19 protein-coding genes and 2 pseudogenes are annotated in these 23833 nt (G+C 69.4%); 10 read left to right on the top strand and 11 right to left on the bottom strand.

All coding sequences use genetic code 11. The annotated features are described in order from the left end of the window. Positions 1-108: 108 nt before the first annotated feature. The 3 genes and pseudogenes from ACFXGI_RS35155 to ACFXGI_RS35145 form a co-directional block, all read left to right on the top strand. Positions 109-507: pseudogene (locus ACFXGI_RS35155) on the top strand (TIM barrel protein); the annotation flags it as partial. A 75-nt stretch (positions 508-582) separates the two neighbouring features. After that, complete coding sequence (locus ACFXGI_RS35150) at positions 583-1482, top strand: 2-hydroxy-3-oxopropionate reductase (protein WP_384715930.1); 900 nt, start codon at positions 583-585, stop codon at positions 1480-1482. A gap of 207 nt (positions 1483-1689) precedes the next feature. After that, a complete protein-coding gene (locus ACFXGI_RS35145) occupies positions 1690-3147 on the top strand; it encodes a catalase (RefSeq protein ID WP_384715927.1) in 1458 nt (485 codons plus the stop codon). 434 nt (positions 3148-3581) lie between these two features. On the opposite strand, the gene ACFXGI_RS35140 is transcribed toward ACFXGI_RS35145, so the two are convergent. Both ACFXGI_RS35140 and gcl read right to left on the bottom strand, forming a co-directional pair. Further along, on the bottom strand, positions 3582-5087 hold the full coding sequence (locus ACFXGI_RS35140; RefSeq protein ID WP_384715924.1) for an APC family permease: 1506 nt from the start codon (positions 5085-5087) through the stop codon (positions 3582-3584). Between the two features lie 224 nt (positions 5088-5311). Beyond that, on the bottom strand, positions 5312-7099 hold the full coding sequence (gene gcl, locus ACFXGI_RS35135) for a glyoxylate carboligase (protein ID WP_384715921.1): 1788 nt from the start codon (positions 7097-7099) through the stop codon (positions 5312-5314). 315 nt (positions 7100-7414) lie between these two features. On the opposite strand from gcl, the gene ACFXGI_RS35130 reads away from it, so the two are divergent. Both ACFXGI_RS35130 and ACFXGI_RS35125 read left to right on the top strand, forming a co-directional pair. Continuing rightward, on the top strand, positions 7415-8221 hold the full coding sequence (locus ACFXGI_RS35130; RefSeq protein WP_384715918.1) for a hypothetical protein: 807 nt from the start codon (positions 7415-7417) through the stop codon (positions 8219-8221). A gap of 116 nt (positions 8222-8337) precedes the next feature. After that, positions 8338-8829: a glutathione peroxidase gene (locus ACFXGI_RS35125; RefSeq protein ID WP_384715915.1), complete on the top strand. Its 492-nt coding sequence runs from the start codon at positions 8338-8340 to the stop codon at positions 8827-8829. A gap of 137 nt (positions 8830-8966) precedes the next feature. Here the strand turns inward: ACFXGI_RS35125 and ACFXGI_RS35120 are convergent, their stop codons facing one another. After that, positions 8967-10649 (bottom strand): AMP-binding protein, encoded by a 1683-nt coding sequence (locus ACFXGI_RS35120; protein WP_384715912.1) that lies wholly within the window; start codon positions 10647-10649, stop codon positions 8967-8969. Between the two features lie 45 nt (positions 10650-10694). Then, positions 10695-11795, bottom strand: a complete 1101-nt coding sequence (locus ACFXGI_RS35115; protein ID WP_384715909.1) for a winged helix DNA-binding domain-containing protein — start codon at positions 11793-11795, stop codon at positions 10695-10697. A 154-nt stretch (positions 11796-11949) separates the two neighbouring features. Here ACFXGI_RS35115 and ACFXGI_RS35110 point away from each other — a divergent pair, with 154 nt between their 5' ends. Both ACFXGI_RS35110 and ACFXGI_RS35105 read left to right on the top strand, forming a co-directional pair. Further along, positions 11950-13122 (top strand): magnesium and cobalt transport protein CorA, encoded by a 1173-nt coding sequence (locus tag ACFXGI_RS35110; RefSeq protein WP_384715906.1) that lies wholly within the window; start codon positions 11950-11952, stop codon positions 13120-13122. 267 nt (positions 13123-13389) lie between these two features. Then, a complete protein-coding gene (locus tag ACFXGI_RS35105) occupies positions 13390-13896 on the top strand; it encodes a hypothetical protein (RefSeq protein ID WP_384715903.1) in 507 nt (168 codons plus the stop codon). A 50-nt stretch (positions 13897-13946) separates the two neighbouring features. On the opposite strand, the gene ACFXGI_RS35100 is transcribed toward ACFXGI_RS35105, so the two are convergent. The 3 genes from ACFXGI_RS35100 to ACFXGI_RS35090 form a co-directional block, all read right to left on the bottom strand. Further along, positions 13947-15194, bottom strand: a complete 1248-nt coding sequence (locus ACFXGI_RS35100) for a tyrosine-type recombinase/integrase (RefSeq protein WP_384715900.1) — start codon at positions 15192-15194, stop codon at positions 13947-13949. A 45-nt stretch (positions 15195-15239) separates the two neighbouring features. Continuing rightward, positions 15240-15557: a helix-turn-helix transcriptional regulator gene (locus ACFXGI_RS35095; protein ID WP_384715897.1), complete on the bottom strand. Its 318-nt coding sequence runs from the start codon at positions 15555-15557 to the stop codon at positions 15240-15242. Between the two features lie 119 nt (positions 15558-15676). Continuing rightward, positions 15677-15961, bottom strand: a complete 285-nt coding sequence (locus ACFXGI_RS35090) for a helix-turn-helix domain-containing protein (protein ID WP_384715894.1) — start codon at positions 15959-15961, stop codon at positions 15677-15679. Positions 15962-16214: 253 nt separating this feature from the next. On the opposite strand from ACFXGI_RS35090, the gene ACFXGI_RS35085 reads away from it, so the two are divergent. The 3 genes and pseudogenes from ACFXGI_RS35085 to ACFXGI_RS35075 all read left to right on the top strand — a co-directional run bounded on the left by ACFXGI_RS35085 (position 16215) and on the right by ACFXGI_RS35075 (position 19046). After that, positions 16215-17111: a hypothetical protein gene (locus ACFXGI_RS35085; protein WP_384715994.1), complete on the top strand. Its 897-nt coding sequence runs from the start codon at positions 16215-16217 to the stop codon at positions 17109-17111. A 140-nt stretch (positions 17112-17251) separates the two neighbouring features. Then, positions 17252-17923: pseudogene (locus tag ACFXGI_RS35080) on the top strand (glycosyltransferase family 4 protein); the annotation flags it as partial. An 88-nt stretch (positions 17924-18011) separates the two neighbouring features. Further along, positions 18012-19046: a serine hydrolase domain-containing protein gene (locus ACFXGI_RS35075; protein ID WP_384715891.1), complete on the top strand. Its 1035-nt coding sequence runs from the start codon at positions 18012-18014 to the stop codon at positions 19044-19046. A gap of 127 nt (positions 19047-19173) precedes the next feature. Here the strand turns inward: ACFXGI_RS35075 and ACFXGI_RS35070 are convergent, their stop codons facing one another. Genes ACFXGI_RS35070 through ACFXGI_RS35055 form a run of 4 tightly spaced genes read right to left on the bottom strand, consistent with a single transcriptional unit; the run spans position 19174 to position 23607 of the window. Beyond that, positions 19174-19713 carry a Pycsar system effector family protein gene (locus ACFXGI_RS35070; protein ID WP_384715991.1) on the bottom strand — a complete coding sequence of 180 codons (540 nt, stop codon included), beginning with the start codon at positions 19711-19713 and terminating at the stop codon, positions 19174-19176. Beyond that, positions 19713-20636: a hypothetical protein gene (locus tag ACFXGI_RS35065; RefSeq protein WP_384715888.1), complete on the bottom strand. Its 924-nt coding sequence runs from the start codon at positions 20634-20636 to the stop codon at positions 19713-19715. Before ACFXGI_RS35065 ends, ACFXGI_RS35070 begins: the two co-directional genes overlap by 1 nt. Then, complete coding sequence (locus tag ACFXGI_RS35060) at positions 20633-22705, bottom strand: hypothetical protein (protein ID WP_384715885.1); 2073 nt, start codon at positions 22703-22705, stop codon at positions 20633-20635. The genes ACFXGI_RS35065 and ACFXGI_RS35060 overlap by 4 nt, the downstream gene beginning before the upstream one ends. Then, positions 22702-23607 (bottom strand): hypothetical protein, encoded by a 906-nt coding sequence (locus ACFXGI_RS35055; protein ID WP_384715882.1) that lies wholly within the window; start codon positions 23605-23607, stop codon positions 22702-22704. Before ACFXGI_RS35055 ends, ACFXGI_RS35060 begins: the two co-directional genes overlap by 4 nt. Positions 23608-23833: the final 226 nt, after the last annotated feature.

Genomic DNA, 23833 nt, shown 5'->3' with positions numbered 1-23833 from the left:
CAAACATAACAACCACACCCCGCCATTCGTGATGTGATTCTGTGTGGTGGGATCTTTTATGTGTATACCCGACCGGGGGCGACCCGGGGGGGGGCGGCCCCCCCCCCCGACCGCGTCGGCGCGATCCTGCTGATCGAGACCCTCAACAAGCCCGAGTCGCCGCTCTACCCGCTGGTGAGCGCCCCGGCCGGCATCGAGGTGGTGGACAAGGTGAACGAGGCCACCGGCCTCGGGAACGCCAAGTTCCTGCTCGACCTGTACCACCTGGCGATGAACGATGAGGACCTCTCCGAGGTCATCGAAAAGTATGCCGCCAAGACCGGCCACGTCCAGATCGCGGACAAGCCGGGACGCGGTGCCCCCGGCACCGGCGAGCTGCCCCTCGCGGAGCTGCTCGACCAGCTGAGGAAGGCCGGATACGAGGGCTACGTAGGCCTCGAATACAAGGCCGAGGACGCCGCCGCCTCCTTCGCATGGCTGCCGGCCGAGGCCCGCGCCGCGCGGTAGGCGGACAAAGCCCGGGCGATCAGCCAGGCACTTCACGAACTTTTCGTACAAAGCATTAAGAGAAGGACCCTCATCATGAGCAACCCCACCGCGCTCCCGTCGATCGCCTGGATCGGGCTCGGCATCATGGGCTCCCCCATGGCCGAGAACCTCCTGAAGGCCGGCTACTCGGTCACCGGCTTCACGCTGGAGCAGGACAAGCTCGACCGCCTGGCCGCCGCCGGCGGCGCCGCGGCCGGCTCGATCGCCGAGGCCGTCAAGGACGCCGACGTCGTCATCACGATGGTGCCGGCCTCCCCGCACGTCGAGGCCATCTCGTACGGCGAGAACGGCATCCTGGAGAACGCGAAGTCCGGCGCGCTGATCATCGACATGTCGTCGATCACCCCGCAGACCTCGATCGACCTCGCCAAGAACGCCGCCGAGAAGGGCATCCGCGTCATCGACGCCCCGGTGTCCGGCGGCGAGGCCGGCGCCGTCGAGGCGGTCCTGTCGATCATGGTGGGCGGCGAGAAGGCCGACTTCGACGCGGCCCTGCCGATCCTCGAAGCCCTCGGCAAGACCATCGTGCTCTGCGGGCCGCACGGCTCCGGCCAGACGGTGAAGGCCGCCAACCAGCTCATCGTCGCCGTCAACATCCAGGCGTGCGCCGAGGCCGTGGTCTTCCTGGAGAAGTCCGGCGTGGACCTGAACGCCGCCCTGGACGTCCTCAACGGCGGTCTGGCCGGCTCCACGGTGCTGACCCGCAAGAAGGACAACTTCCTGAACCGCGACTTCAAGCCCGGCTTCCGGATCGACCTGCACCACAAGGACATGGGCATCGTCACCGACGCCGCCCGCAACGTCGGTGCGGCCCTCCCGGTCGGCGCGGTCGTCGCCCAGCTGGTCGCCTCGCTGCGCGCCCAGGGTGACGGCGGCCTGGACCACTCCGCCCTGCTCCGTGCGGTCGAGCGCCTCTCCGGCGCCCAGATCTGAGCACCTCCCCTCTCACAGGGGCCCTGAGTTTCCGGATGGTGCCGGTGCTGACACCTGTCCTGTCGCGCCCAAGCGCCGGCACCGTCCGGATCACCTCTCTCCATCTTTGTTCAACAAACTGTTGACGCTGCGTTCGGCCTGAAATTAGGCTGTTCCGCATGACGGAAGACGCTTTCCGTCAGCAGGTTTCCCGTACGGAAGGTCACCATGTCGAAGCGCACGCTGACGACCGAGTCCGGCGCCCCGGTCGCCGACAACCAGAACTCCGCCACCGCCGGCGTCGGTGGCCCGCTCCTGATCCAGGACCAGCAGCTCCTGGAGAAGCTGGCCCGCTTCAACCGGGAGCGCATACCGGAGCGTGTGGTGCACGCCCGCGGCTCGGCCGCGTACGGCTACTTCGAGGTGACCGACGACGTCACCGGTTACACCAGCGCCGCCTTCCTGAACACGGTGGGCAAGAAGACCGAGACCTTCCTGCGCTTCTCCACCGTCGCCGACTCGCTCGGCGGCGCGGACGCGGTCCGCGACCCGCGCGGCTTCGCGCTGAAGTTCTACACCGAAGAGGGCAACTACGACCTCGTCGGCAACAACACCCCGGTGTTCTTCATCAAGGACCCGATCAAGTTCCCCGACTTCATCCACTCCCAGAAGCGCGACCCCTTCACGGGCAAGCAGGAGCCGGACAACGTCTGGGACTTCTGGGCGCACGCCCCCGAGGCGACGCACCAGATCACCTGGCTCATGGGCGACCGCGGCATCCCGGCCTCGTACCGTCACATGAACGGCTACGGTTCGCACACCTACCAGTGGACGAACGCGCAGGGCGAGGCCTTCTTCGTCAAGTACCACTTCAAGACGAACCAGGGCATCCGCTGCCTGTCGGGCGACCAGGCCGCCGAGCTCGTCGGCAAGGACGCCAACTCGCACCAGACCGACCTGCTCCAGGCGATCGAGCGCGGCGTGAACCCGAGCTGGACCCTCTACGTCCAGATCATGCCGACCGCCGAGGCCGCGGACTACCGCTTCAACCCGTTCGACCTCACCAAGGTGTGGCCGCACAGCGACTACCCGCTGCAGCGCGTGGGCCGCCTGGTCCTCGACCGCAACCCGGACAACGTCTTCGCCGAGGTCGAGCAGTCCGCCTTCTCCCCGAACAACTTCGTCCCGGGCATCACCGCCTCGCCGGACAAGATGCTCCAGGGCCGCCTGTTCGCGTACGCCGACGCCCAGCGCTACCGCCTCGGTGTGAACCACACCGTGCTGCGGGTCAACGCCCCGAAGGCGACGAAGGCCGACAACTACGGCCGCGACGGCGTCATGGCGCTGCGCAACGGCTCGCGCCACGACAAGAACTACGAGCCCAACTCGTACCAGGGCCCTGCCGAGACCGGTCTCGCGCTCGGCGCCCCGAAGGCCGTCTCCGGCTACACGGGCACCCACGAGGCCCCGGCCCACACCAAGGACGACGACTTCTTCCAGGCCGGTGAGCTCTACCGCCTGATGTCGGAGGCCGAGAAGCAGCGCCTGGTGGCGAACATCGCCGGCGGTCTGTCTCAGGTCACCCTGGAGGACGTCATCGAGAAGAACCTGGCTCACTTCCACGCCGCCGACGCCGACTACGGCAAGCGCGTCGAGGAGGCCGTCCGCGCCCTGCGCGACGCCTGAGCCCGAAAGCTGCACCGGGGACCTGACGGGAGGTCAGGTCCCGGGTGCCGAGCCCGAACCGCGGACCCGGATGAGGGGTGGTACGCGGTAAGGGCCGGACGAGGGCCGCGACGGGCGTGTGAGCCAGTGCGGTGGTAATGGGTGCCGAGGCCCGTCTCTTGACCTGAGGGAGACGACGCCGGAGCTCTCGTCACCGCCCGTCGCGGTCCCAGCCACTCTCCACACCTCCCTCCTCTTATACGGGCCACGCACAGAGCCCCCTTCACAAGAGCCTCCACACTCCGCCCGGCGGCGCGAACGTCCTGTCGCGCCAGCCTCGCACCGTCGGGCGGTCACACTCAAAGCGCCGAGTCACGGACGGTCCCGTGACTCGGCGCTTTGTCATGCCCGGGCAGGCCCCGCCTCAGGACCCCGCCTCGGGAACGGAACGCGCCTCAGCGGCCCCTGCGGAAGGTGTCCTCGCCGGGTTCGGTGTCCAGCGACTCGCGGTCGAACACCAGCATGCCGAGGAAGAACAGCCCTCCCAGGAGGAGCAGGCCGGCCACGACCACGACGGGGACCAGCGCCTCCCGCGGCGTCACGAGGACGAACAGCGCGAGCAGGGTCCAGACCAGCGCGCAGAGCGCGACCGGCAGCTCCATGCGTCCGAGGTCGAAGGCGCCCTCCTGGCGGCCCAGGCGGCCACGCACGGCCAGATAGAGGACGATCGTCGCACCGTAGATGACGGCCGGCAGGATCGTCGACGCCGTGATCAGCTCCAGCAGTGCAGCGCCGGGCAGCGCCACCATCAGGACGAATCCGAGCGCGAGGATCAGCAGGGTCGCCGGGACCGGCGTCCGCGTACGGGGGTTCACCCGCCGCATCACCCGGTGCGCGGGGAAACGTGCGTCGCGCGACATCGCGAAGACCAGCCGCGAGCAGGAGACCATCACCACGATCCCGGCGCCGAAGAACGCGAACGAGATCGCGACGAGCAGCACCTTCTCCGCGGCCGGACCGAGGTTCTCGCGCATGATCGCCGCGACCGGCGACCCGTCGGCGCTGATCCGCGGGACGTCCTCGATCGCGACGGTCAGCGCGATCAGGAAGAGCATGCCGAGGATTCCCGCGGCGACGACCGACCCCACGATCGCGCGCGGGACGCTGCGGTGGGGGTCCTTGGCCTCCTCGGCCAGGTTCGCGGCGGAGTCGAAGCCCACGAGGGTGGCGAGACCCATGATCATCGCCAGCATCAGCCCGCCGCCGACGGCGAAGTAGCCGGGCGTGTGCGCGGCGACTCCGCGCGAGGTGAGGTTGGCTGCCGAGCCGTCGCCCGTGACCGCCACGGCGATGACGAGCGCGATCGCGACCACCACGACGAGGGCCACTTCCAGTCCCACCGCCACCGAGTTGATCCAGCTGACCAGGCGCGTCGAGGCGATGGCGACCACGGCCTGGACGAGCAGCACCACGAGCGTGATCACGCGTGCGGTGTCCTCGTCCGCCGCGATGCCGGCGAGCGGCATGAACGACTGGCTCGCCAGCGCGTTGTCGATCGCCACGACGGCGATCGCCAGGAAGCAGAAGGTCAGCCAGCCGAACCACCAGCCGGTCCGCGGGTCGGCCAGCCGGGAGGCCCATTGGTAGGAGGAGCCGCTGAGCGGGATGCGGGCCGCGAACTGGGCGACCACCAGCGCCACCAGGGTCTGCCCCGCCGCGGCGATCAGCCAGAGCCAGATCCCCACCGGTCCCGCGGTTCGCAGTACTTCGTCGTAGGTCCCGAAGACTCCGACCGCCACCGAGATGAAGGCGAACGAGATCGCGAACACCTGGAAGGAACCCAGCGTGCGCTTCAGCTCCTGCCGGTATCCCCCGCGCTCGACATCGGCCCCGGCATCCGCCCTGGCATCGGCCTCGACGGAGCCGTCGCCGTCCTGCCCGCCTGTCGAAGCCTCCGCCACCCCGGCCACCTCGCTCTCCGCCGTCTCCCCCGCAGCAGCGGCGGAGCACCGGTCAGTGTCCTCTGCCGGGCCGCCCGGACGGGCCGTCGGCGGTCGACACACCTGGCGAAGCCCCGAACGGACGCCGTCGTACGGAAGCCTTCGCGGCGGCGCCGGAACACGGAGCGGCCCCCGTCCCTCCTCGCGAAGGGACGGGGGCCGCTCGTACGAACTGCGAACCGCCGTCAGACGGACAGCGGGCGGATCGCGGTCGGGGCGTGGCCCGGCTCGGTCGCGAGCTCCTCGAACTCGGTGACGTCGCTCATGTCGACCGTCTTGCTCATCGAGATGTTGGTGACGCGCTCCAGGATGGCCTCGACGACCACCGGGACGCTGTACTCGGCGGCGAGCTTCTTGGCCTCCTCGAAGGCCGCACCCAGCTCGTTCGGGTCGGTGACGCGGATCGCCTTGCAGCCCAGGCCCTCGACGACCTTGACGTGGTCGACGCCGTAGACACCCAGCTCCGGGGCGTTGATGTTCTCGAACTCGAGGTTGACCTCGAAGTTGATGCCGAGACCGCCCTGCGCCTGGCGGATCAGGCCCAGGTACGCGTTGTTCACGAGGACGTGGACGTACGGGATCTTGTGCTGCGCGCCGACCGCCAGCTCCTCCAGCATGAACTGGAAGTCGTAGTCGCCGGAGAGGGCGACGACGGGGGTCTGCGGGTCGGCGGTGGCGACGCCCAGCGCGGCCGGGATGGTCCAGCCGAGCGGGCCGGCCTGGCCGCAGTTGATCCAGTGGCGCGGCTTGAAGACGTGCAGCATCTGCGCGCCGGCGATCTGGGAGAGGCCGATGGTGGTGACGTAGCGCGTCTCCGGGCCGAAGGCCTTGTTCATCTCCTCGTAGACGCGCTGCGGCTTCATCGGGATGTTGTCGAAGTGCGTACGGCGCTGCAGCGAGCCCTTGCGCTCCAGGTGCGAGGCGACCCAGGCGCTGTAGTCGGGCAGCTTGCCCTCGGCCTTGAGCTCCTTGGCGACCTGGATGAAGATCTCCAGCGCGGCCTTGGCATCGGAGACGATGCCGAGGTCGGGAGCGAAGATCTTGCCGATCTGCGTGGGCTCGATGTCCACGTGGACGAACTTGCGGTCGCCGAGGTACGCGTCCAGGTTGTAACCGGTGTGACGGTTGGCCCAGCGGTTGCCGATGCCGAGGACGAAGTCCGACTCCAGGAACGTCGCGTTGCCGTAGCGGTGCGAGGTCTGGACGCCGACCATGCCGGCGGCCAGCTCGTGGTCGTCCGGGATGACGCCCCAGCCCATGAGGGTGGAGATGACCGGGACGCCGATCAGCTCGGCGAACTCGACCAGCAGGTCGGAGGCGTCGGCGTTGATGATGCCGCCGCCGGCGACGATCAGCGGGCGCTCGGAGGCCAGCAGGAACTGGATCGCGCGCTCGGCCTGCTTGCGGGTCGCGGCCGGCCTGTGCACGGGCAGCGGCTCGTAGAGGTCGGGGTCGAACTCGATCTCGGTCAGCTGGACGTCGATGGGCAGGTCGATGAGGACCGGGCCGGGACGGCCGGAACGCATCAGGTAGAAGGCCTCCTGGAACACCCCGGGGACCTGGGCGGCCTCCAGGACCGTGGTGGCCTTCTTGGTGACCGGCTTGGCGATCGAGGCGATGTCGACGGCCTGGAAGTCCTCCTTGTGGAGCTTCGCGACCGGAGCCTGACCGGTGATGCAGAGGATCGGGATGGAGTCCGCGATGGCCGAGTACAGGCCGGTGATCATGTCGGTGCCGGCGGGGCCGGAGGTGCCGATGCAGACGCCGATGTTGCCCGGGTCGGTGCGGGTGTAGCCCTCCGCCATGTGGGAGGCGCCCTCGACGTGGCGGGCGAGCGTGTGGTTGATGCCACCGACGTTCTTGAGCTCGCGGTAGAACGGGTTGATCGCGGCGCCGGGCACGCCGAACGCTTGCGACACACCCTCGCGCTTGAGGATCTCCACTGCAGCGGCGGCGGCTGTCATACGAGGCATCGAGTTCTCCTGCGGGTCAGGCGGTCAGGCGGCCAGGCGGTCAGGCGGTCAGGCGGGCGAGCTGCTTCCGGATTCCGAGGCATTTCCGTAATGCGGAAGTATTGTTCTGCTATACGGAACAAGCTAAGCGGCGAGTCACGGCTCGTCAAGCAGCTGCGGAACCCCGGAACACACCAAAAGCCGCGCGTCGTGCGAGCGACTTGTACGAACGACCGGGACGCGGCCGCATTCCAGCGGAAAATCGGGGGCACACCCGCCCCGTCGGTGGCCGGTGGTGGAGCATGGGTCTACGCACAGCGACGGAGGGCAGTACTCATGGCGGATGCGGTACCGGTGCGCTGCCCGGCGTGCCTGCGCGAGAACGACTACGCCGCTCCGGTCTTCCCGTGCGCGTGCGGGAGTCCGGTCGTCCCGCCTCTGGACCTGGCCGCGGCGCCCCTGCCGCTGACGCACCGCACCTGGTCGGACACGTGGGTGGCGGTGCGCTGCGCGGCCTGCGGGCTGGTGGGCGAGTGGCCGCGTCCGGAGCTGGGGTGCACCTCGTGCGGGACGGTGGTGCGGATTCCGGTGCGTCCGGTGGAGCCCGGGGCCGCTGCGGGCGGCGGCGTGCGGGACGGGCTGCGTCCGCGTCCGGACGTACGGGGAGACGCGCGGGAAGACGTACGGAGGCCGGGCCGGCCGGCCGCGTCCGCAGGCGGATCCGCCCTCGGGCGGCCTTCGGCGGCTCCCGGGCCGCGGCCCGCGTTCCGCCCGGTGACCATCCGTACCGCCCGGGACGCGGTGGCCACGGCCGCGCTGTACCTGCGGTGGCTCGGCTTCCAGGACGTCCGCCGGCCCGACGGGCAGCCCATCCCCTCGGCGGCCGTGGACCTGCGGGCCCCCGGGCTGGTGGCGCAGGTGGACCCGACCACCGCCCCGGCCGGGCTGCGGGCCGTGGAGTGCGTCTGGCTGAACGGGCTGACGGCTTCCGCGACCAGCGTCTACTTCTCCCTGGCCGGGTACACGCGGGACGCCCGCTCCCGCGCGGACGACCTGGGGATACCGCTGTTCGTCATGGACCTCACGGGCATGCCGCAGCCGGTCAACGACCCGGCGGACGCCCTGGTGGGCACGGGGGCGTAGGGCGGTTCCGGGGCCTGCGCGGCCCCGGCCGACCGGGTCCGCCGGCCCGCGGGGCAGGACGTAGGCTCGGAGCACATGGCGGAACACCTATCCGTATCTGTGCCGAGGAGAGCCCGATGAGCCTGTACGACATCCCGCTGACCACCCTGTCCGACGAGCCCACCAGCCTGGCGGCCCACAAGGGCAAGGCGATCCTGCTGGTGAACACCGCCTCGCAGTGCGGTCTCACTCCGCAGTACTCGGGACTGGCCCGGCTGCAGTTCGCGTACGAGCAGAAGGGCTTCACCGTCATCGGCGTGCCCTGCAACCAGTTCGGCGGGCAGGAGCCCGGCACCGCCGACGACATCGCGACCTTCTGCGCGGCCGGCTTCGGCGTGACCTTCCCGATGCTGGAGAAGACCGAGGTCAACGGCGAGAACCGGCACCCGCTGTACACGGAGCTGGTGAAGACCGCGTACGCCGACGGCGAGGCGGCCGAGGACATCCAGTGGAACTTCGAGAAGTTCCTGATCTCCCCCGCCGGCGAGGTCGTCGCACGCTTCCGGCCGAGCGTCGAGCCCGAGGCCCCCGAGGTCATCACGGCGATCGAGGCACAGCTGCCGGCGTAGCGGATCGCAGGGGGCGGGCCGGCCGTGCGGTCGGCCCGCCCCCGGCCGTACCGGTACGCGGTAGTCCGTACGCGGTGCTCGGCGCCGGTGCTCGGCGCCGGTGCTCGGCGCCGGTGCTCGGCGCCGGTACGGGCTCCTCAGCCGAGCTCGGCCTCGTCGTACTCCGCCCCCGAGCCGGCCGCGGTGAGCTCCCGCAGCTCCACCCGGCGGATCTTGCCGGACACGGTCTTCGGGAGCTCCGCGAACTCGATGCGGCGGATCCGCTTGTACGGGGAGAGCACCGCGCGGGAATGCGCGAAGAGCGCCCGGGCGGTCTCCGGCCCGGGCTCCCAGCCGGCGGCGAGCGCGATGTACGCCTTCGGCACGGCGAGGCGCAGCGGGTCGGGGGCCGGGACGACGGCGGCCTCGGCGACGGCCTCGTGTTCCAGCAGTGCGCTCTCCAGCTCGAACGGGCTGATCTTGTAGTCCGAGGCCTTGAAGACGTCGTCCGAGCGCCCGACGTAGGTGAGGTACCCCGCCTCGTCGCGCGAGGCGATGTCCCCGGTGCGGTAGAGCCCGTCGGCCATGGCCTCGGCGGTGCGCTCGGGGTCATCCCGGTAGCCGGTCATCACCCCGGCGGGCCGGGTGCGCAGGTCCACGCAGACCTCGCCCTCGTCGGGGGACTCCTTGCCGGTGACGGGGTCGAGCAGCACGATCTCGTACCCGGGCGCGGGGCGCCCCATCGAGCCGGGCTTGACCGGGACGCCGGGGAAGTTGCCGACCTGGAGGGTGGTCTCGGTCTGGCCGAACCCGTCGCGGATGGTGAGGCCCCAGGCCTCGCGGACCTTTTCGATGACCTCGGGGTTGAGCGGCTCGCCCGCGGCGACGGCCTCGCGCGGAGGCGTGCGGAGCGTGGTGAGGTCGGACTGGATGAGCATCCGCCAGACGGTGGGCGGGGCGCAGAAGGTGGTCACGCCGTGCCGGTCCATCTCCGCCATCAGGCGCTCGGCGTCGAAGCGCGCGTAGTTGTGGACGAAGACGGTGGCGCCGGCGTTCCACGGGGCGAAGAGGTTGGACCAGGCGTGCTTGGCCCAGCCGGGCGAGGCGATGTTGAGGTGCACGTCGCCGGGGCGCAGCCCAAGCCAGTACATGGTGGAGAGGTGCCCGATGGGGTATGAGGCGTGCGTGTGCTCGACGAGCTTGGGGCGGGCGGTGGTGCCGGAGGTGAAGTACAGCATGAGCGGGTCGGTGGCCAGGGTCTCGCCGTCCGGGCTGAAGTGGCCGTCGGCCGCGTACATGTCCTCCAGCCGCCGCCATCCGGTGGGCACGTCCGCTCCGGCGGCGATGCGGGTGTAGGTGCCGGGAACCTCGTCGAACTTGCCGGTGTCCTCGGCGCGCACGATGACGTGGCGTACGTTGCCGCGCTCGATGCGGTCGCGCAGGTCCGCCGCGCCGAGGAGGGGCGTGGCGGGGATGACGACGGCCCGCAGTTTCATCGCGCCGAGCATGACCTCCCACAGCTCGCGCTGGTTGCCGAGCATGACCAGGAGCCGGTCGCCGGCCGCGACGCCCTGGTCGCGCAGCCAGTTGGCGGCGGAGGCCGAGCGTACGGACAGCTCCCCGAAGGAGACGGACCGGCTGGTGCCGTCCTCCTCGACGATGCGCAGGGCGTCGGCGCCGTTGCCCTCGGCGATGTGGTCGAACCAGTCCAGGGCCCAGTTGAAGCGCTCGGGGCGGGGCCAGGTGAATCCGGCGTGGGCGGCCTCGTAGTCCCCGCGGCGTTCGAGCAGGAAGTCGCGTGCGGCCAGGAACTCGGCGGTGGCGCCGGTGTTGTGCGTCATGGAAGGCATCGTGCCGTGCCGCCCGTACGCCCCACCAGAGCGGCGTCAGCCGTGGATTGACCCGAAGCGTACGGAACCGGCGGCGCCGCCGGTCTCGGTCATCTCCGCGACCAGCCGCTCCCCTTCGGCGACGATGAGTTCCTTCTCCCCCTTCGACGTCTTCCCGAAGAGCTCGACGGTGAGGGATTCGCCCTCCCATCGCCACAGCCCGGCGACGAAGCCGTCGACGAGGAGGGTGCGGTGCGCCTGGTTCCCCGTCCAGGTGCGCCCCCTGACCTCGGGGGCGATCACGCGGGTGCGGTCGGCGTGGGAGAGCAGCAGGTTGTCGAACTCCGGGAGGAAGCGGGGCGGCGCCGGGGTGTCGGCGTCGGGCCGGGGAGCGTCGGGGAGGTCGAACAGCTCGGCGCCGTTCTCGTCTCGGAAGACGGCCAGCCGGGGCCGCAGCCGTTCGAAGGCCTCGCGCAGCCGGGTCAGCCCGGCCCAGGTCTGCATGTCCTTGACGGAGGCGGGCCCGAAGGCACCGAGGTAGCGCAGTACGACTTCGTCGACGGCATGCGCCGGGGGCCCTTCGTCCGGGGACCGTCCGGTCCACTGCTGCAGGGTGGTGAGCCGTACCTGCCCGCTGAGTCCCCAGACCCCGCGCGGCGTGACCTGGACGAGCGGCAGCCGGCAGCGTGCGGCGACGGACAGGGACTGCGGATCGGCGTCCGGCCAGTACACGAGCAGCTCCTCGCGGATCTCCCCCATCGTGCGGGGCTCAACCTCGACGAAGGCCCGGGCGAGCTCGCCGAGCCGCTCGAGGTCCACGCCGACGAGGCCCTTGCGGAATGCGTTGACCTCGCGGTCGCGGGCCGCCTGGACCAGCGGGCGCAGGGTCAGCGCGTCGTGCGCGGTGTGGGTGTGGATGGTGGACCGCATGGTGACCATCCGGACCACCTTGCGGGACTCCATCAGCTCCGCGAGCGCGGCGGGCCGGAAGCCGGCGAGGCGGGCGTGCAGCTGGAAGTACGGCGGCTTCACGTTCTGCGCCTGGAGTCCGAGCAGGTGCGCGACGGCGTCCTCGGCGGACAGCGCGGCGCGGCGCAGGAGCAGCTGGCGCGCGAGCGTGGCACGGTTCAGTGAACGGGTGTCGAGTACGGGGCCCATGGCTGCAAGCTACCCGCACTTGCGGACAGGAACTGTCCGCGACGAGAAAAGGGCAGAGCGCCCCAGAACCGCCGATACCCTTCAGATCCGTCAATACCCTTCCGATATCCTGCCCCTCGCCGAGGAATGATGCCGACTGGGGAGCTGACCTGCGATGCCGGAGCGCCCGGACCACCGCCACCGCCGCCCCGCACCGTCCGGGAAGCGCACCGGCTGGCGCCGCCCCACGCCCCCGCCCGCCGCACCCCCCGCCTCCCCGCCGGCCGGTCCGGAGCCCGCGGCGGCGCCGGCCGCTCCCCCGGACCACCGCAGCGTGATCGACTCCGCCGTCTACCGCGACGGCCGGCGCATCGCCTCCCCCGCGACCCTCGCGGAGACGTTCCGCCGGCTGCGCGACCAGCCCGACGGCATGGCCTGGATCGGCCTGCACCGCCCCACCGAGCCGGAACTCCACTCGCTGGCCGCCGAGTTCAACCTCCACGAGCTCGCCGTCGAAGACGCCCTGGAGGCCCACCAGCGCCCCAAGCTGGAGCGCTACGGCGACACCCTCTTCGTCGTCCTGCGCGCGGCGCGCTACCTCGACGCGTCGGAGGAGGTCGAGTTCGGCGAGTTGCACGTCTTCCTCGGCCCGGACTTCCTGATCACGGTCCGCCACGGCGCCGCCCCCGACCTCTCCGCGGTCCGCCGCCGCATGGAGGAGACCCCGGAGCTCCTCTCCCTCGGCCCCGAGGCCGCCCTGTACGCGATCCTCGACGCGGTGGTCGACGGCTACGCCCCCGTCGTCGCGGGCGTCCAGAACGACATGGACGAGATCGAGACGGAGGTCTTCCGCGGCGACCCGGAAGTCTCCCGCCGCATCTACGAACTCTCGCGCGAGATGGTCGAGTTCCAACGCGCCACCCGCCCCCTGGTCGGCATGCTCCACGCCCTGATGGCGGGCTTCGCGAAGTACGGCACGGACGAGGAACTCCAGCGCTACCTGCGCGACGTGGCCGACCACGTGACCCACACCAGCGAACGCGTGGACGGCTTCCGCCAGGCCCTGACGGAAATCCTCACGGTCAACGCCACCTTGGTCTCCCAACAGCAGAACGCCGAAATGCGAGCCCTGGCCGAAGCCGGCTTCGAACAGAACGAGGAGATCAAGAAGATCTCCTCGTGGGCAGCCATCCTGTTTGCACCCACACTCGTGGGAACCATCTACGGCATGAACTTCGAGACGATGCCGGAGCTGCACTGGGCTGCCGGCTACCCCTTCGCGATCCTGCTGATGGCAGTGGTGTGTACGAGCCTGTACATCATCTTCAAGAAGCGGGACTGGCTGTAGCAGGCAGCGCGGAACCCGAGATCTACTTCGCACCAGTGAAGGCCTCACTGTCTCGACTGGAGGGGCCTGGGGAGAATCTGGGGAGAATGCGCCGCGGCGGGAGCGAGACTGTCGCTTCACCCGCAGCCGTTCCACCCCGGTCAGTTGAGCTCGATCCAGGGCGTCATCAGCCACTGGTGATTACCGACCCTGCTAGGGCAAACCCCTGCCAGCACTCCGTGGATCATGTTGACTGCTCCATGGGCTACCGCACACAGGGAGGGTCGGTTGGAACCGAGAAGCGCCGCGGCTGCAGGAAAAGACTTCCCGTACACCGCGCGTACGACGTGCTACATCGAAGTCCACGACGACGGCAAGGTAACGCACGGGAACAGCCGGGAAGCCTACGAACGGGCACTGGCCGGCAGCTCGCGCCTCTTCGCTGTGTGGCCCGGCGAGTGGTCCAGCCACCTGTTCCTCATCGACGACCTGGACGAGTACGCCAAGGCCCACGGCATCAAGCACGACGATGAGCGGACCGGCCTCAAAGAGCACGCCCACGAGGTCAAATGGGAGAAGGATCCGTACGGGGACGACAACCCCCGGAGCCCCTACATGAGCATTCGTGTCTCGTTGGACTGCGGTTGCTCGGTGCATGACCTGGCTGCCTTCGCCGCCCAGATGAAGCAGCAGAAGGGTTGGGATGTGGCCACCAGCGTCGGCTGGGGCAGCAGTAGTGGACCTGAGGGAACCTCGTACTCGCTGCGAGTCCGCCGCAAAAGCCTGACTAGCTGAAGGCTGCCACGCAAGAACGGGTGGCACAGCATGTGCTGTGCCACCCGTTCTCAGGCAAGGGCAAGGTCGTCTGGGACGTACTGAGGGGCCACACCGAGCAGCGCATCGACTGCCGCGCGCCCCTTGCCGCCAGCCTCGGGCATGAAGTGGGCGTAGTGGTCGAGGGTGATGGTCGGGCTGGAGTGGCCGAGCCATCGGGCGAGGGTGACGACGGATTCACCCGCCTCCAGGATTACGGAGGCGTAGGTGTGCCGAAGTACGTGGAAGCCGTCCTTGCGGGAGGCCTTCCAGCGCTGACCCTTCTCCCGCACGGGGATCACGCCGGCCTTCGCGAGGCCGGGCTTCCATACCTCGTCGTTGAAGATGTTGGCGCGGATCGCGTTGCCGTAGGTCGTGGTCAGGGCCAGCGGGAAGGAGCGCCTCTCCCGGTCGGGTTCGGGGCCGCCCCAGGGCAGCTCCACCTCGATGGCCGGATGCTGCAGGAAGTGCGCGCGCAGCTCGGCGGCCACCGAAGGCGGCATGTCGACGACCCGGGTCTTCCCGCCCTTGGGAAGGGTGAAGTACAGGCGGCCGTACAGGAGCTGGACCTGTCGGCGCACGCGGATGAGGCCGCGCTCGAAGTCGATGTCCGCCGACGACAGCCCGAAGACCTCCCCCTGGCGCAGCCCGCACCCGAGGGCGACCACGACGGCGATCCGGTACCGCTGGTTGACGGCGTCCCGCACCCGTTGCGCAGTCTCCAGCGGCCAAGCCTCCCGCTGGCCCTCCGGGGCCTTGGGCCAGCGCACAGACTTGGCACGCATTGGGTTGCGGACCAGCCGTTTGTCATCGATCGCCGTCTCAAAGACGTTCGAGAGAGTGGTCAGGATCTGCCGGGCGTAGCGCGGTGCGCACTCGCCTTCGAGCGTGGCGATGTAGCCGCGCAGGACTGACGCGGTGACGTCCCTCAGCGCGATGTCACCGATGTGCGGGAGTACGTGGAGGCGCACGCGCTCGTCCACCCGCTTGACCGTGCCCGGCGCTCCCCGCACGCCCGCCTGCGAGTGGCGCGCGACGTAGTCGGCGATGGTGATGGAACCGTCGCGCGGGTCGACGAACTCGCCCCGCTCGCTGTCGGCGCCGGCTCGGCGGAGCCATGCCTTGGCGTCCTCCAAGGTGTCGAACGACATGCCCCGGACCCCCGGGATGCCCGCGACCCGGTACCGGCTGCCCTTACCGTACCGGGCGGTGCGCTCACGCCTGCCGGTGACGGGGTCCTTCTTCTTGTTGATCCAGCGGTCTTCGACGTAGCCGGCCAAGTGTTTCCTTGCAACTAGGGGTTCGGGACGGTCGGCCGGAAGCCGTCAGACGGTTGCCGAGTAGGCGGCTCGCCGCTGCGGTGCGGCACTCACGGGGTTGAGGTCGGGGTTGGAGCGGAAGTCCGCCTGCTCCTGCGCACATATCCAGGCGTCGAGCGCATCGACCCTGTACGTCACCCGCCCGCGGGCGCCCATCCGGAAACTGGGCGGACCCTGCCGCCGGTGACGCCAGACGTAAAGCGTCTTGGGTGAAATGCCGAGATAGGCGGCCGTGTCCTGGACCCCGAGAAACGCACGGCCGATGGTGGAACGGTGATGAAATTCGGGGGCACCGACAGAGGAAATCGGATCGACGCCGGACAAGCGAAGTTCCTTACGCAAGGGACGGGAAAATAGACCACTGGCCACGCACAGGCGCAGCAGCCTCCAAGGACCACCAATGGTGCGGATAATCCCCGGTTTCGGAAACCGGGGATCGTCGGCTATATTCCGCCCACCCTCAGCGACTCGGGGCGGCTCGACGGAGCAGCGAGAAGCGCGTTCGGCGAGGATCCGAGGGCTACGGCGATGGCAACGAGGTCGTCGATGTCGCAGCGGCGTACCGTGCGCTCTATGCTGGAGAGCGCGGTGAAGGTCATGGGGCGACCGAGTGCGGTGACCCGGGCAGCGAGCTGGCGCTGGGAGTAGCCGCGGGCCACGCGGGTGCGTTCGATGGCGTGGGCGGCGGCGCGTCCGGAGGGTCCGATTTCAAGAGGGCGTGGCGGCATTGGTGTGTTTTAGCTTGCCCAGCGGAGGCTAGGGAAGGCCTTCCCCGTCTGCTGTGAGCGATCCCGGGCCGACATCGAATATCGCGGGCGATTTCGCTGACCGGGATTTCGGGTTTACGGTCGTGCGACTCGAAAACCTTTCACGGCCGTTTGAGCCAGGTCTGGACTTCTGGACCCGGGGTGTGGCTGTGTTGTCCACGCACCCCGGCCCCGCCGGTTTCCCTGCCCCGATTTCGAAAGGCGGTCGATCTCCATCGCCCGTATCCGCACCATCAAGCCCGAGGCCTTCGCCTCCGAGTCCCTGGCGGCTGTGTCCCTGAGCGCCGAGCGGACTTTCTTCGGGCTGCTCACCCAAGCCGACGACAAGGGCCGCATCCGCGACCAGGCCGCCGTCATCGCGAGACAGCTGTGGTCGCTGCGCCGCGAACACGGCCCGGTCGAAGTCGAGGACGATCTGACGCAGCTCGGCGCGGCCGAATCGATCTGCCGCTACGAGGGCGAGGACGGAAGGCAGTACCTGCACGTCGTCGCCTTCACCCTCCACCAGAAGATCAACCGCCCCAGCATCAGCAGGATCCCGTCCTGCCCGCACCACGACCTCGGCGTCCCGCGTGAGTCCTCACTGCCGGTGCACGGAGCCGTCACGGAGGCCTCCAGGACGGGTCAGGCAGCAGGCAGGGAGCCCGCCATGAGCAGGGAATCCGCAGGTCAAGGGCAGTTCAGTGAGCCCTCGCAGCCGGTGGAGGGAGGGCTCAATGAGCCTGACGTGAGCCCTCAGGGTCCGGATCTAGGACCTAGGAACAGGGATCTAGGAACTACCCCGTTGGGGGGCGCGAGCGCCGCCCCCGCGCCCCAGACCGTCTCGGCGAAGCACCTCATCACCGAATACGCCGCGGCCTGCGAGCACCGCCCTCCCGCCAGCGTGCTCGGTCAACTCGAGCAGGAGGCCAAGAAGCTCCTCGACGAGGGCATCGCCCCCACCCACGTACGAGCCGGTCTCGACCGCCACCGTGCCAAGGGCCTCCACCCGAAGACCCTGCCCAGCGTCGTGCACGAGGTAATGAACGCGGGTGCCTCCACGCCCACTGCCGCCCACCGCCCCTGGACCAACCCCACCGACGTCGCCGCCGCCTACGGGGGTGCCCTCTGACCACCACCGCCTTCCCGCAGCCCGTCGACTACGGCGTCCGGGCCATGGCGGGCATCCTGCGCCGCCGGGGCGTGGACCCGTCCGTCATGGATTCAAAGGAACCGGAGCCCGCACCCCAACCGGTCACCTCCCTGGAACTGGCCGACTCGATCGTCGTCCCCACCCACGCGATGACCGACCGCCTGCTCAAGCTCGCCCCCAAGACCGACAGGCACAAGATCGAGAAGATCCTGTGGGGCGTCCCCGACCAGCTCCTGAGCGCTCCGCCGCCCCGTCCCGCACGACGCCGCTCCAGCCACCTGCGCGTCCTCTTCGCAGGCCGCGTGAGCTCCGAGAAGGGCCTCGAACCCCTCCTCCAAGCCGTCGCGGCCACGCCCTCCATCGAGCTGAGCGTCGCCGCGCCCCGGTCCCAGTTCCAGGACCTCGTACCGGTCATCCGCCAGCACGGAGTCCACGTCCGCTACCTCGGCTGGTTCCGCCGACAGCAGTTGTGGAAGGTCTTCGCCGACCACGACGTCCTGGCCGTGCCCTCCACCACCCTGGAGGCCATGGGCCTCGTCGCCCTCGAAGCCCAGGCCTGCGGCCTTCCCGTCCTCTACCAACCCGTCCCCGGCCTCACCGAGGCCCTCGCAGGCACCGGCATGGCCACCGACTTCACCACCCCGGCTACCGCGGCCCGCGACCTCAACCGCCTCCGCACCACACCGGGCCTGCTCGAACTGCTCCGCGCGGTCGGCCGCACCAACGCCGCCCGCTTCCCCCTCAGCGCCACCGCCTCGGCCATCACCGAACTCGGCCGACGGCTCACCTGACACCACCCGTGGCGCAGTCGGGCCGACCCCGGACACGTCACTAGGCTGGCCAGCGGACCACCCGCGGCCGTACGACGATCGGGAGACCATGACCACGCCCTCCACCGCCCGTATCGAAGACCTCCTCCAGACCGGCGTGCGCGAGGAGGTCTACCCCGGCGCGGTGTGGGCAGTCGGGGACGCCGACGGCATCCGCGCGAGCGGAGCCGTCGGCCTCCTCGACCCCGACCGGCCCGACGAGCCCATGCGGCTGGACACCGTCTTCGACGTAGCCAGCCTCACCAAGATCCTCGCCGTCTGGTCCACGATCGGCACGCTCGCCGAAGAGGGCAAACTCGACCTCCACGCCCCGCTGGGCACCTTCTGGGACGAGGTCGCCGGCCATCCCTTGGCCCGGGCCACGGCCCACCACCTCCTGACCCACACCGCGGGCCTGCCCCTGCGCGCCAACCTGAAGAACCTGTACGGCACAGACCTCCAGGACATCCGCGACGGCGTCCTCCACGAGGCCCTCCACCGCCCGCCGGGGGAGGCCGTCGAGTACACCGACCGAGCCGCCCTGATCCTCAGCTACCTAGCCGAGCACCTCTCGGGCCACCCCCTGGACCGGCTCGCCACCGGCCGCGTCTGGCACCCCCTGGGCATGACCCACACCCGCTTCGGCCCCCTCCCCACCCCCGAGGCGGCGCGCTGCGCCCCCACCGAGTACGACGAAACCACCGGCACCCACCTCAAAGGCACCGCCCACGACTTCTCCGCCCGCCTCCTGGGCGGCGTCTGCGGCATCGCCGGCACCTTCTCCGTCCTCGACGACCTCGCCCTCTTTCTCCGCCACATGCTCGCCCCCACCCGGGCCGCCTTCGGCCCCACCTGGATCAAGGACTCCCTCCACCTCCAGACTGGCGCCCTCACCCCCGCCCGCGGCCTCTTCTGGCACCCCGCCCCCGGCACCGAACTCGCCGAGGACATCTGGGTCCACTACGGCTTCACCGGCACGGGCATGTGGATCAGCCCGGCCCAGGGCCGCTGGGCCGCCCTCCTCACCAACACGGTCTACTTCACCCGCGACCGCGGACCCCTGACCGAGATCCGGAACAAGTTCAGAGCCACTCTGTTCGCCTAGCCAAGTCCCTTGGCGCGCCGCGTTACGACTCTCCCCGTAACATAGTCACGGCGATGCCGAACGACGTTGCTGAGCAAGGCCTTGCGGGTCCAGGTACAGCAGCACCGAACTTCCTACTCGAAGCTGATCAGCGACCGAGCGCAACGGCCAGGAAGGCCGCGGTGATCGCCGGTAGCAGCATGACAATGGCGTACCGCACGCAGCGGTTCTTGGCTCGGGCGATCCTGCTGGTCTCCCTCAGCGCACGGAGTAGCCGGGGCTGTGGATCTGAGCCGTCCCGCCTGAGCCCAGCCGACAAGTCGGCGCGTGTCTCTGCACGCACCACGTCTTCGTAGTATGCGAGGAGGCCATGCCTCTCGCCGGCTCTCGCCCCACGGCGCGGGGCCAGAGCCAGGAGCAGGAAGACCAACGCCCCGGTCGTGGTGACCGCTGCCGTCCACCACAAAGGGACGGCCCACAAGACATCGAGGGGACGCCGTACGAGAAGGAGCCCGAAGAGTGTTCCCCCAGTAGCCAGAAGAATGGCTGCCTTGCCGTCAGCCCGGCCGATCTCCAAATAGTTCTGCGCGATGAGTTCTCGCGACAGAACCACCACGTGGTCCGCGTCCGAAGAATGGCGGTCAGGCCGGGTTCTCAAATGGGCGAGGCGAGACGGTAGAGCCCACATCACGGCGCCCCTCCGTGGAAGCCGTTCATGCCGCTGTGCGGTACGCCCGCGTCACCCACCATGCGCAAGACCTCATCGCCCTGGGGTACGCCGACTTCGCTGAGGAGGCGCGCCAGGTTCACCCCGACGAAGCCCCGGTCCTCTTTCGTCAGTCCCTGGAGCGTTGCGGCCAACGTCCGCTCCCATCCGTCCCGCTCGGTGAGCAGCTGGTCGTGTGCGACCGTCCAGTCGAGTACCTCCCTGGCCTGGTCGGGATGGTGGAGCAGCCAGAGCGCCGCCAGACCGACCGGCCCGCCGGCAACCACCTCGCGGTAGAAGCGGTACGCCTCGCGGTGGGCCTCGCCGAAGCCCGGTGGAAGGAGGAGTTCGGCAGGATGGCTCGAAGCCGGTAGAAGGCCGGCTGGGGGGTCCAGAAACCAGTAGGTCAGGCCCGTCCCATCGATGCTAATTGGCTGACCGGGAGGCTCAACCTGAGCGGTCCCGTACAGGATCGGCGGCTGTCGAAGAGGACCTGAGGCACCCGGCAGTCTGGCATTCCCACGGATGGCCTGGTCGATAAGCCGATGCGCGGCGTCCTCCGTGAGGCCGCTTCGTGCCGCGAGCACTGGGTTGCTGACGTTCCAGGCGACTTCGTAGCGCGCTCGCGCAGGCGTCGATGTCATGGGTCCCTGGCGTGACACCTCCACCACGGTCCGGCGTTCCGACAGCGAGACCCAACCGATCGAGTCGAACTCCTGGCGGAAGGCCGCCCCGATCGACGGTCGGGGGTATCCCCAGATGTCTCCACCTCGGGGTGGCTCGAGGCGGTCCCCTTCCCGATCCGAGAGGAAGACGAGCGCGCGATCTGAAGACGATCCGAACCGTTGCCGCAGCAGCTGCCGAACGGGTGAAGACCTGACTGGCGTAAGCAGTGGCCTGCTCATGACTCACTCCTCCTTCGCGATGCGTTCGTGTGATCTCGGTGGCGCCCCAGTAGGAAACGGATGACTCCCCGCCGCTGGCGAGCGGTACGGGAGAGCTCGCTCAGCAAGTGGTCGAAGGCCGTCCTCTGGAACATGTCGGGTTCGGCTTCGACCCGCCCAAGTCCTTGGGCCACCGCGTCGTGCGTGGCCGGGTCGTCGAGACCCAGCACGACGAGTGCGAAGCCCTGCGCGGGGTGGCGCTCCAGAGTCCGGGCCAGACTCATACGGACGGCACCCGGTGTGCCCGGCTGGGGGAACGTCGAGAGCGACATGGAGTGGATCACGTGCACCGCCAGCGAATGACGGGGGGTTCCCCGGCCGGCTTCCAGCCACCTCGTCACCGTCTCCAGGACCTCGATGTGGTTCGTCTCCTCGGTGAGGAGGGCGCCCAGCGCGAAGGAGACGGCGGAACGTAGTTTCGCGTCCAACTCCGGAGAGGAGCCGTCGAGGACGGTGTCCAGAAGTTTGAGGGCCGCGGCTGGCCGGGCGAGACCGTAGCTACCCGCACATGTCTCGGCGACCGTGCAGCGGAGAACGGCGGATGACCGGCTCCACCGGCGCATCTGCTCCTTGACCGCACCGGACACCAGGGGGTGCTGGACGATCTCTCCCAGCGCGACTCCGACCAGACGTCGGCGCCAGCGGTCGCCCGAGGAGGCGAAGCGGTGCAGCTGAGTCAGCGCGCCGGGGCCGGTGGCATGTGCAAGCACCCGGCCGATCGCCTCTCCGGCGGCCACATCCAGGCCCGGCTGATAGCGCAGCTGCTCCAGCGCTCCCCACAGCGCGTCTGGCATGCCCTCGAAGTCCAGCCAAAGATGGCGCAGGAGTGTCGCGGAGCGGTGCCTGCCGGAGAAGACGATCGGCTGCACGGGGTAGCGGTACCGGTCGGCGGGAGAACTACGAGGTGCCAGTGCACGTGCGCCGATGGCTTCGAGCCGATCCTCGAACGAGAGGCCGAGGACATCCGGCGGCTGATCCTCCGGAGCCTCCTTCTGCCCCGTCTTGGCATGACGCGTACTGAGCAAGGGGCGCATTGCTGCGGCGAACTGTTCGATCACCGTGCGGTCCTGTCCCGCGAGCAGAGCGATGGCCGCCATCAAGGAGACTTCGGCGGCACTGTGCCGGGCCTTGGCGAGCGCGGAACGGGCGGCGGCCTCGGTGCCGGTCAGGAGTTCCTCGAGTACGGACCCGATCGGTGCCGACTTCTCCGCACACTGCCGCAGCCCGTCCGATAGGTCGACTGCGTCGCCGGGCAGCGGATGCGTCGAGAGGTAGTCGGTGCACTCGGGTGAGGCCAAGTGCCCCAGTGCGGCGTCCAGTTGTGAGATGTCGAGCTTTCCTTCAGCAGCCACGAGCCGTAGTCGTCTCTCAACTACCTCGTGCGGTCCGGGAGCGGCATGCACCTCTTTCCACCGGCTGGTGTCTGATGGCAACCGGGCGTCCTGTGCCATCGTGACGACCAGGTGCGCCCCAGCGTCGTGCAAGGCCTCGGCCAGGCCCGCCAGTCGTACTCCGTCGAGAGAGCGGGCGGATGCCGCGGGCAAACCCTGTAGGAGGTATCCGCGGCTGGCCTTTGGCCGCCACGCCGACAGATCCGCCATGGCGTCCAGGCCCGTGACACCGCCCTCTCCGTGCCTTTCGACGAGAAGGGCGAACGCCGCCGTGCCGACGCCCGTTCCGACCCTCGCCTTGAGCAGCACGATCCGGCTGTCCAGCACCTTTCGGCAGCGTGCGTACGACGGCGGTTCGACGAATCCATACAGCCTGTCGCGCAACTCTTCCGCCGGATAAGGCCCCTCGCGCAGGCGCGGCTTGAGGATCCGCTCGGTGGCTTCGTCGGTCCACGCACTGATGTTCAAGTACGTGAAGTCGCCGCCGACGTTCCCCATCAACGCGACTCCGCTGTCCACCCGTTGACGGCCCTCACGGATGGAACTGTGCTGATCGACCCCTGGGGTAAGCGACGGATGCGGCTGGTCGATGCCTGGCTGGATCTCCGGCTCGGCGGCCGGGCCGGGTCCGGCGTTCACCGGCGGCCCCCGTCACCGGTCCGCTTGTCACCCGCAACGTTGTCCCCGCTGCCCCAGTGCTGGTTGGTACCGCGGTACGTGGTCGCGGGAGCGGTATAGGTGAAGTCACGACCGACGTTGCCCATCACTGCGGCTCCTTCCCCGACGTGCTGGGAGTTTCCGCGGTACTCCGTTCCGGAACCCTTGTCCGGTGCCACGGCGGGCTCCGTCGGCACCGCAGCTACGGGTTCCTCGCGCGGCCGGATGCCCGCCCGCACGAGGTTCCCGGAGGGCGAAGGAACGTACAGCCAGGCCCGCTGCGAGAAGCTCTTGCCCTCGACGGTGGCCGACACTTCGACACACCGGCCGGGGTGGAGCCCCGTGTAGGCGCCCAACACGACGTCTTCGTAGACGCGCTCCGAGACGATTGCGGCGAGGTGGGTCACCTCCTCGCTCGCCGCGGCGAGGATAGCCTTGACCGGACGCGAATCCAGGAGTCGGTGCATGTCGTTGCGGGCCGTGCCGTTGCCGTCTCCGGAATCGCCCCCGTCGGGGAGCGGGCCGACGTGGACGCTGGCTCGGAGCCTGATCCGCGGACCGACGGCCTGCCGGTTGTACGAACCGAGCACGTCGTCCAGGACGCCCAGGAACGGCCAGAGCACGAAGGGCAGGTGCACCGGATCGAACCCGAAGACGACGCCGTCCCCCGTATTGGCGGGAAAACGCTGGGCATCGCGCAACTGGTGCAGGCCGGCCCGCTCCAGCGCCTGGTCCACCAGCTGGGGAATGAGCTGGCTGACCGGGCCGTGTTGAGCGGCCGGCAGGCCGGTGAAGTCCTTCGCGTCAACGGCGAACAGGGCGCGGTAGGGCGGGAGCGGTCGGCTTTCGGCGTACGGAACAGGCACAGGTACAGGTACAGACATGCGGGGTCTCCTCACGCACAGTCCGGGAAGTAGCCGTAGTCGGGCTGCTTCGAGGTTCCATCCGCGCCGCTCCGCCGAGTGCACAGCGCTGGGCGCACGGGATGTGTCCCGGGTAACAGGCAATCGCCCTTAGAGGTCCTAACAAAGGCGTTGGACGTGTCGGTGGGTGATGAGGCAGGTGGCGAGGCCGAGGAAGGCTTCGTGGATGTCGTCGCGTCGTTCCCAC

This window comes from Streptomyces sp. NPDC059355 (genome assembly GCF_042752335.1).
Classification (GTDB): Bacteria; Actinomycetota; Actinomycetes; order Streptomycetales; family Streptomycetaceae; genus Streptomyces.
This window is presented reverse-complemented; position numbering and strand designations above follow the sequence as displayed.

Coding starts and splice junctions, on each gene's coding strand:
- ACFXGI_RS35115 (WP_384715909.1), bottom strand. CDS start 11,795: ATGGGCCCCGTACTCGACACCCGTTCACTGAACCGTGCCACGCTCGCG.
- ACFXGI_RS35110 (WP_384715906.1), top strand. CDS start 11,950: ATGCCGGAGCGCCCGGACCACCGCCACCGCCGCCCCGCACCGTCCGGG.
- ACFXGI_RS35125 (WP_384715915.1), top strand. CDS start 8,338: ATGAGCCTGTACGACATCCCGCTGACCACCCTGTCCGACGAGCCCACC.
- ACFXGI_RS35120 (WP_384715912.1), bottom strand. CDS start 10,649: ATGACGCACAACACCGGCGCCACCGCCGAGTTCCTGGCCGCACGCGAC.
- ACFXGI_RS35150 (WP_384715930.1), top strand. CDS start 583: ATGAGCAACCCCACCGCGCTCCCGTCGATCGCCTGGATCGGGCTCGGC.
- ACFXGI_RS35075 (WP_384715891.1), top strand. CDS start 18,012: ATGACCACGCCCTCCACCGCCCGTATCGAAGACCTCCTCCAGACCGGC.
- ACFXGI_RS35065 (WP_384715888.1), bottom strand. CDS start 20,636: ATGAGCAGGCCACTGCTTACGCCAGTCAGGTCTTCACCCGTTCGGCAG.
- ACFXGI_RS35130 (WP_384715918.1), top strand. CDS start 7,415: ATGGCGGATGCGGTACCGGTGCGCTGCCCGGCGTGCCTGCGCGAGAAC.
- ACFXGI_RS35070 (WP_384715991.1), bottom strand. CDS start 19,713: ATGTGGGCTCTACCGTCTCGCCTCGCCCATTTGAGAACCCGGCCTGAC.
- gcl (WP_384715921.1), bottom strand. CDS start 7,099: ATGCCTCGTATGACAGCCGCCGCCGCTGCAGTGGAGATCCTCAAGCGC.
- ACFXGI_RS35055 (WP_384715882.1), bottom strand. CDS start 23,607: ATGTCTGTACCTGTACCTGTGCCTGTTCCGTACGCCGAAAGCCGACCG.
- ACFXGI_RS35090 (WP_384715894.1), bottom strand. CDS start 15,961: ATGCCGCCACGCCCTCTTGAAATCGGACCCTCCGGACGCGCCGCCGCC.
- ACFXGI_RS35145 (WP_384715927.1), top strand. CDS start 1,690: ATGTCGAAGCGCACGCTGACGACCGAGTCCGGCGCCCCGGTCGCCGAC.